General features: G+C 39.1%; 6 protein-coding genes. 4 read left to right on the top strand and 2 right to left on the bottom strand.

The features are described 5' to 3' along the window. The first annotated feature begins 702 nt into the window (after positions 1-702). Genes HY841_02980 through HY841_02995 form a run of 4 tightly spaced genes read left to right on the top strand, consistent with a single transcriptional unit; the run spans position 703 to position 5,468 of the window. Positions 703-1,248 (top strand): T9SS type A sorting domain-containing protein, encoded by a 546-nt coding sequence (locus HY841_02980; protein ID MBI4929700.1) that lies wholly within the window; start codon positions 703-705, stop codon positions 1,246-1,248. Positions 1,249-1,253: 5 nt separating this feature from the next. Beyond that, positions 1,254-4,334 (top strand): SBBP repeat-containing protein, encoded by a 3,081-nt coding sequence (locus tag HY841_02985; protein MBI4929701.1) that lies wholly within the window; start codon positions 1,254-1,256, stop codon positions 4,332-4,334. A 29-nt stretch (positions 4,335-4,363) separates the two neighbouring features. Beyond that, a complete protein-coding gene (locus HY841_02990; protein MBI4929702.1) occupies positions 4,364-4,870 on the top strand; it encodes a hypothetical protein in 507 nt (168 codons plus the stop codon). A 4-nt stretch (positions 4,871-4,874) separates the two neighbouring features. Continuing rightward, complete coding sequence (locus HY841_02995) at positions 4,875-5,468, top strand: hypothetical protein (protein MBI4929703.1); 594 nt, start codon at positions 4,875-4,877, stop codon at positions 5,466-5,468. A 94-nt stretch (positions 5,469-5,562) separates the two neighbouring features. Here the strand turns inward: HY841_02995 and HY841_03000 are convergent, their stop codons facing one another. Together HY841_03000 and HY841_03005 are read right to left on the bottom strand one after the other, a co-directional pair. Next, positions 5,563-6,510 (bottom strand): carboxypeptidase regulatory-like domain-containing protein, encoded by a 948-nt coding sequence (locus HY841_03000; GenBank protein MBI4929704.1) that lies wholly within the window; start codon positions 6,508-6,510, stop codon positions 5,563-5,565. A 1-nt stretch (position 6,511) separates the two neighbouring features. Then, positions 6,512-7,018 (bottom strand): hypothetical protein, encoded by a 507-nt coding sequence (locus tag HY841_03005; GenBank protein MBI4929705.1) that lies wholly within the window; start codon positions 7,016-7,018, stop codon positions 6,512-6,514. Between the last annotated feature and the right edge of the window lie 426 nt (positions 7,019-7,444).

A 7,444-nucleotide genomic window follows, 5' to 3' on the forward strand; every position in this document is an offset into this window, starting at 1 on the left:
AAAGCAACGAACTGCCAACATCAGGTTTGCGCTATGCGGGCTGACATTCAAGTTTGAAAATTTGTATCTTCGTTTTATGTTTGTAATGGCAGACAATTTTGTATTCCAAAATCCCGCACATCGCAAACCTGAGGAACGTTAACTGCAAGCGCCCAGCCAAATCTGCACGGCAGACAATTACTCGATTTTAATAAAGTTTTTCAACGTTAGACAATCAAGTGCGCGGGGGTAATTTCCAGTTGCTCCGCACTGCCGTTGGACATTTACACAGTCCTTCAGCGCAAAATATAAGCAACAAAATCATCGTCAGACAACTCTTCGGTTCGACAGTTGTTCCTTTACTGACAGCAGACAAAACCACATATAATAAGGTAAGCGCGGGACAATTACTTTCTCGGTTGACCACTTCTCCAACCGTGACAGCATAAAAACACAAGCGCATCGTCAGACAATTTCGCAACTCTTCTTCGCTGCTTTTAACCAGACAGCAGACATCACCCGCAGGACAATTTCTGCAATCATTGATATAGCTACGCAAAAGCAAAAGAGGTTTATGACTTTTTTATTTTTGTCAATGATATAAACCACATTTACTTTTGCTCCAGAAACACGAAAAACACCTGCAAAAAGATTTCCTTATAATAATTTGTTCATTAATTACAAAACAATACCTTTACCCTCTCATTCATAATCATATATTTCATGAAAACATTTTTTCTACCTTTAATTTTATCCCCACTACTTTCTCTTGCACAAAGCAACCGAACTGCAGATGTGGCAAATCCTGTACAGATAAAATCTTACAGTACATCTGCGGGAACGTTTACAATTGAGCGAAGCAGCGCAACTGAAAGCAATACTGTGCCTGATGAAATTGATTTCATTGAGAGCACAGAGAAAACTTCTGACGGAGGAACTTCCACTTTGGTATTAAATAAGGACGCGTATGAGGAAAGCATGGAGAATTTGATTGCTGAAAATGAAATTCAAGTAACTATTTTACCTAATCCATTTAATACTACAGCGAATTTTATTATCAATACAGATGAAGATGTTCATAAAGCAATATTTGAAATATATGATGTATTTGGAAGAATGGTAAAATCAATGCCCGTTCAAACCCTTTCATTCTTATTCGATAATAATAATTTATCTGATGGATTTTATTTATACAGAATAAAGATATATAATGAGAACGGAGAAGAAAAAACTGCAAGCGGAAAATTCATAATCAACTCAAATCAATAACTACCATGAAAAAATATTTTACAATAGTCGCCATATTGTTTTCATTCATTTCATTAAAGGCGCAAGTATTTCAGGAATGGGTGCAGCGATTTAATGGACCAGATTCTTTGTCTGATGTTGCAAACGCAATTGATGTAAAAGGTAATATTTACGTTACAGGATTTACTACTTCTAATGCATCGGGCGCTGATTTCATTACTATAAAATATTCTCCGCGTGGTGAACTAAAATGGATGAGAACTTACAATGGTCCCGGCAATGGCGCTGACCAGGCAAAAGCAATAGCAGTGGATGCAAACGGAAATGCGTATGTAACAGGAAACAGTTTTGGTGGAAGCACTATGGGAATAGATTACGCTACTGTGAAATATGATTCTCTGGGAAATGAATTATGGGTGGCACGGTTTGACCGGAATAATCAAAACGAAAGTGTTTCGGCCATTGGGATTGATGTTTCCGGAAATGTTTATGTAACGGGATGCACCGGAACAAATTTCTCTTTGAATGATTATGCTACTGTGAAATATAATAATGCAGGGATTCAGCAGTGGGCGAAATACTATAACGGGCCTGCCGGAACAAGGGACATGGCAAATGATTTGGCTGTTGACTCAAAAGGGAATGTGATTGTTACAGGATTCAGCACAGGCATAGGCACCCGTTTTGATTTCGCAACAATTAAATATAGTCCTGCCGGAAATCAACTTTGGGTGGCTCGTCATAATGATGGACTTGACAGCAATGATGTTGCTCATGCCATTGCTGTGGATGGAAATGACAATGTGTATGTTACCGGAACAAATTTTACGTTATTTAATTTAGGTCATGATTTTGCCACGGTAAAATATAATTCTTCGGGCGCTGAACAATGGATACAGCATTATAATGGACCCGGGAACTCAACTGATTTTGCCACGGACATTGTCGTTGACCCTGCAGGAAATGTGTATGTAACGGGTGCGAGCGTTGGAGCAGGAACCGGCTTTGATTATGCAACTATAAAATACACTACGAACGGAATTCTAAGATGGGCTCAGCGATTTGATGGTCCTGCCCATGCTCCCGATGCCGCTTTTTCCATTGCATTGGATAAAAACAACAATGTGTATGTTACAGGCGGAAGTACTGGAGCAGGAACTTCGTTGGACTACACCACCATAAAATATGCTACACAAGGAAAATTAGAATGGGTGCAGAGATTTAACGGAACTGCCAACAGCACCGATAGAGCCACTGCAGTGGCTGTTGATACCAGCGGAAATGTTTTTGTAACAGGATTCAGTTTGGGCACAGGAACCTTTTTTGATTTTGCTACGATAAAGTATGCACAAGGAAATTTCCCTCCCGGATATGGTGGAGTAACTTTGAATAGTAAACTTGATATGCTTGAGTTTGTGAATGAAGTTGCCTATGCTTCTGTAATGGATAGTTTAATGCATCAAGTCCGTGCGGTTACTGGAGACAATGGAAATACACAAGCATTACTTACCTTAATAAATTCAAACACGCCTCCCGGGCAAATTAAAAATCAACTTATTGCTTCTTCGCCTCTATCGGATACAGTATTAATAACGACTATCAACAGCAGTTTACCTCCCGGGCATAAAAAAGATGTACTTAAAGCCAATGTCCCGTTTACTGATAAAGTTGATAATGCAATCTCACAAAGTTCATTACCCGCAGGTACTAAAAATGAAGTGATGAATGCTGCTAATTCTGTTTTTGTAATTCCCAATCCTGTTTTAGATCGGTTTGAACAACTTTTAAAGTTTCGCTCTTTAAGAAAGGACTTGGAAGAAAAAGAAACCACATTCTTAAAAAACGGTGGCGATCCTGAAAATCCTGCTGACCCTGATAATCATCATTTTGTTGAAGATGAGTTTAGAAGAGCGTTCTTCAATCCTCGGCTTGAGGTAAAAGTTGGAAGTACCATAGCAAAATATCTGAATGATTCAACACTCGTATTAATTACTGATGGAAGTTTTAATACATTAAAACAAATAAGGCAAACAGGGCAAGTTCCACGCTTTACGCCCCCTGTAACTGAACCTTCCAACGGGATTCCTATTTCACAAATGCCCACAATCATACCTGCGAATATTCGAGTAGAGAACACGATTGTTTCTAATGCCAATCTAAAACAATTTACCATTGCTGATTTTGCTGCAAATGCAAATGCTTTGAATGCCTCCTTCATAAACTTCTCTTCTGGTCCTGCACTCTTATCGTATTATTGGGATTTTGGGGACGGATTTGGAAGTTATCAAGTTAATCCTACGCATACATACGCAAGTGCAGGAAATAAGGTGATTACACTTACAGTAACAGATGGATTATCTAATAACACATCATTTTCAAAAACTTTGTATCTGTTTTCATGTAATGTAAATTGGTCTTCCACTAAGAATTTTTTAGCAGTTAGTTTTACAGACTACTCAACAAGCAGTAATCATCCAATATCATACTCATGGGATTTTGGAGATGGTTCTACAACATCAAGCCAACAGAACCCATCTCATTTATATTCTGCACAAGGCACCTATACTGTTTGCTTGACAATAACAGACGCTGGTAATCCTCCATGCGTTCAAACTTCATGCAAAAATATCTCAGTAGTTGACCCTGATTCAGCGGAATGTTGCGACAAAAGTGACAAAGACAAAGAAGTTTGGAACAACTATGCCACAAATAGAAAAGCCAAGGCAAAACTCGTTATAAGAAATCTATGGGTTGACCATTATGTAAAAGCGAAAACAAACAATTATAAAAAGACAGGTGGTCTTTGGTTTGATAAAAAAGTAGATTATATATATGTAACTATGGGCGGATCAATTTTTTCCTCCACATCACAAAATAAAAACTGGCACCAAGAATGTGACGCAACAGCAGTGGCAAATTGTTGTAATCTTTCTGATTCACATTATAATGATAATAAAGCAGAGGTTGATATTACTAATTGGGGTACTGCTCTTTCTAATAGAATATTTCTCAAACAAAACTCCATTTCATCTAACCATAAAGTAACATATAATGGAACAGATTATCCTTTAGGTCCGCTTCTTCTTACAAACGATTGTCCTCCGTAATAGAATGATTTTGTATAAGAAGAACTTGAATGCGCTACATTATTATTGCTGGCTTCCTTTTAAACAGTTTTTATACCCACTCCCAGCAGAGTATTATTGCTACTCATACACTTTTTGTTGAAGGGTTTGGTGCAGGAGTATCTTATTATTCCATTAATTATGATAAAATCCTTTTTGTTACTGATAAATCAGTTTATAGTATTAGAATAGGCGCTTCTGCTCTATACAACCAAGTGGATACAAATAAAAAAGGACTTGGTATGACTTTTCCCCTCGCATTCAACAGATGGAACACTGCAAATAAAAAACATCATTTTGAAGTAAGTGTGGGTGGTACAATATCTTGGGGGTATTATGGGGATGGGACAAAAGTAGTGAGGGGTGTTCAATGGATAATTACTGGATTTGTTGGCTATCGCTATCAAAAACCGGAAGGTGGATTAATGATACGAGCAGGATGGACACCCCTATATGTTATAAAAGATGATTGGTTTATTCCCTATTTTGCAGGAGCAGGTTTAGGATATACTTTTTAATATTATGAAACATTATTTTTTATTTCTATGTTTTATCGTTCTGTCTTTTTTCTTGCAAGCCCAACAAGTTGTAAATAAAAAGGAATGGTCAGATAGCACGCTTTGGAAAAAATCAAACACATTCTTTGTTGAGGGAGGCGGGTATTCGCTTATAGCACCTAATTATGATAAAATAATATATGTTAAGCGGTCCTTAAAATTAAGTATAAGAGCAGGTTTTTCTCTTTTTACTGCCAATCAACATAAAGGTAAACAAGCTTTTATGTATCTCTTTCCCGTTGGTTTAAATGCCTTTTGGGGAAGAGCCAAACATCATTTTCAAATAGGTATAGGAGAGTTGTATGTCAATATGTATGAATATCCAAATTCCAATACTTCTTTAGAAACTGTAAACATAAATATTTTCGATACTTTCTTATTTTTCGGTTACCGCTATCAAAAACCAACAGGCGGACTTTTTATTCAGGCAGGATGGACGCTACCAATATTGGAAATAAAAAACCATAAAGCTTCTACTCTTGGCAGTTTAATTATTTTCATTCCAGAGGTTGGTATCGGATATAGTTTTCTGCCAAAGGGATTCAGAAAGAAAAAATAATTTTCGTGAATGCATTTATAACAAAAAGGCGGAACAAAACATCCCGCCTTTTCTTTTCTTTGCCAACTGCCAACTGCTTATTGCCTACTGCTGTTCACTTCGGCTGCAACGGAAAATCCCTATTGCTCACCGTCCCCGGCTTAATCACAATAATTTCCGTAAACGGAACAAACTCCGGCTCTTTCGAAATCGTACACGCGTAAGTATCCGAAGGTATCCCTGTCTGTTCATAGTTGCCCTCCTCATCGCTCACAACATGGAGCGCCTCCTTATTCTCCGCTTGCATTTTTATATCCGCTCCCGCAACACCCGCATTCGTATTACCATGCAAAATCGTACCCTTCATTCCCGCCACCTTCGGATTAACCATAGCAAGTATGCGGTCAAAAATATAACGCTCCGCATACTCAGGTTTTTTTCTGTATATCACTCCCGCATCCTCGTCCATTTCACTCGCGGTAACATTGCAGGCATTATTCGCTTTTATTTTTGCGGCAGTGGCAATCCCCGTTTCGCTCGCGCTTTTAAATTTCCCATACACCAATTCAAACGCAGCCACATTCCCATCCACCGTCACCTCAAATCCCGCAGGCATATTATTGCCGCCATCCTGCAGCAGCGTCAGATTATCCGTAATATACTTATTCAAACTCACGCCCATTCCGCTCACACTTTCCCAATCATCCTCCGTAGCCCTGCGGTAATATTTTTGTCCCGCCTTTTCATAATTCGCCTTCCGCTTCTTCTCCGCAATCACACCGTTGATATACCCCTTCGTCTGCAAAAAATTTCCTATCACCACATCAGCCGCATCCGCCACATCTATCCGTAACTGCTCCGCCTCCGCACCCCGCGCCTGATCATCAGGCAATTTCTGCGCTGCCTTAATCGCTGCTTTTGCTGCCGCGCCTTTTGCAGAAGTATAACTCGCCTTGTAAGCGGAAAAATCCGCCAAGTCCTCAGCGTAATTATCCCACAAAGTATTCAGCACACTGTACAAATCCTGCTGAGAGCAATTGTAATTTTGTTTTTCTGGTTTCATCTTATTTAAGTTTTAGTTGGTTTAACGATAGCAAACAGTGTGCCACTAAATCAAAACCCTCATATATTCCTGATTTTCCCACTCCGAACGAGCCGAAGGGCATATTTACCTTTATTTTGATGAAATAGTATAATGCGAAATCCATTACTACCGATGCGAAACCTGCTACTACCGATGCGAAATCCATTACTAAAGACACGAAATCCGCTACTACCAATGCGAAATCCATTACTAAAGACACGAAACCTATTACTAAAGATGCGAAATCCACTACTAAAGACACCAAACCAACTACTAAAATGACAGTTTTTTTAAGTCCCTTTAGGGATTTAGGGCATAGTTTCTCCGCATCACACACTCTCGCACAGATAATAAGTAAAAGATTCCTGCAAACACAAAATGGCAAGCACATGCCGCACAAAAGGTATGCTGCCTTTATAGTTTTGTGTGCGGCAAGAGCTTCCCATTTTCTTACCTTCTCTGCAATCGGGCAGACAGCAGTTTTCACGTTTGACAGTCGCGCACATCTCGACAGTTTATAAAAAAACCAACCGGCTTCGTAGACAAATAAGTTTCTCACCGGACAAAAAAGCCTGTGGTGAGCGAAGTCGAACCATCTCTTGCTCGACAATTCCTCGACAACAAAAGACAAGAAAATAATAACGCCAGCAGTTAACAGCGGGCGTGCGCAATGCGGGTTTACTTTTTGAAAAAATGTTTTCAGTATTTAATTATATTTGTTCTCGCGGACAGCGAAGTGTTTTTTAATCCCGCACTTCGCACGCCCGCGGAACGTTAGCAGCAATTCAACCACCGGACAATTTTTCGTTGGACAATTGCGCTTTAACGTTTCGACAATGGAGCAAAAGAAAAACAATCGCGGGGTTCGACAGATTATCATTTATGGAATGACGCGACAACAACAAATTAAATT

Source organism: Bacteroidota bacterium (genome assembly GCA_016213405.1).
Taxonomy (GTDB): Bacteria; Bacteroidota; Bacteroidia; order Palsa-948; family Palsa-948; genus Palsa-948.

Excerpts from the sequence above, each read along its gene's own strand:
- HY841_02980 (MBI4929700.1), top strand. The coding sequence starts at position 703 with ATGAAAACATTTTTTCTACCTTTAATTTTATCCCCACTACTTTCTCTT.
- HY841_02985 (MBI4929701.1), top strand. The coding sequence starts at position 1,254 with ATGAAAAAATATTTTACAATAGTCGCCATATTGTTTTCATTCATTTCA.
- HY841_02990 (MBI4929702.1), top strand. The coding sequence starts at position 4,364 with ATGCGCTACATTATTATTGCTGGCTTCCTTTTAAACAGTTTTTATACC.
- HY841_02995 (MBI4929703.1), top strand. The coding sequence starts at position 4,875 with ATGAAACATTATTTTTTATTTCTATGTTTTATCGTTCTGTCTTTTTTC.
- HY841_03000 (MBI4929704.1), bottom strand. The coding sequence starts at position 6,510 with ATGAAACCAGAAAAACAAAATTACAATTGCTCTCAGCAGGATTTGTAC.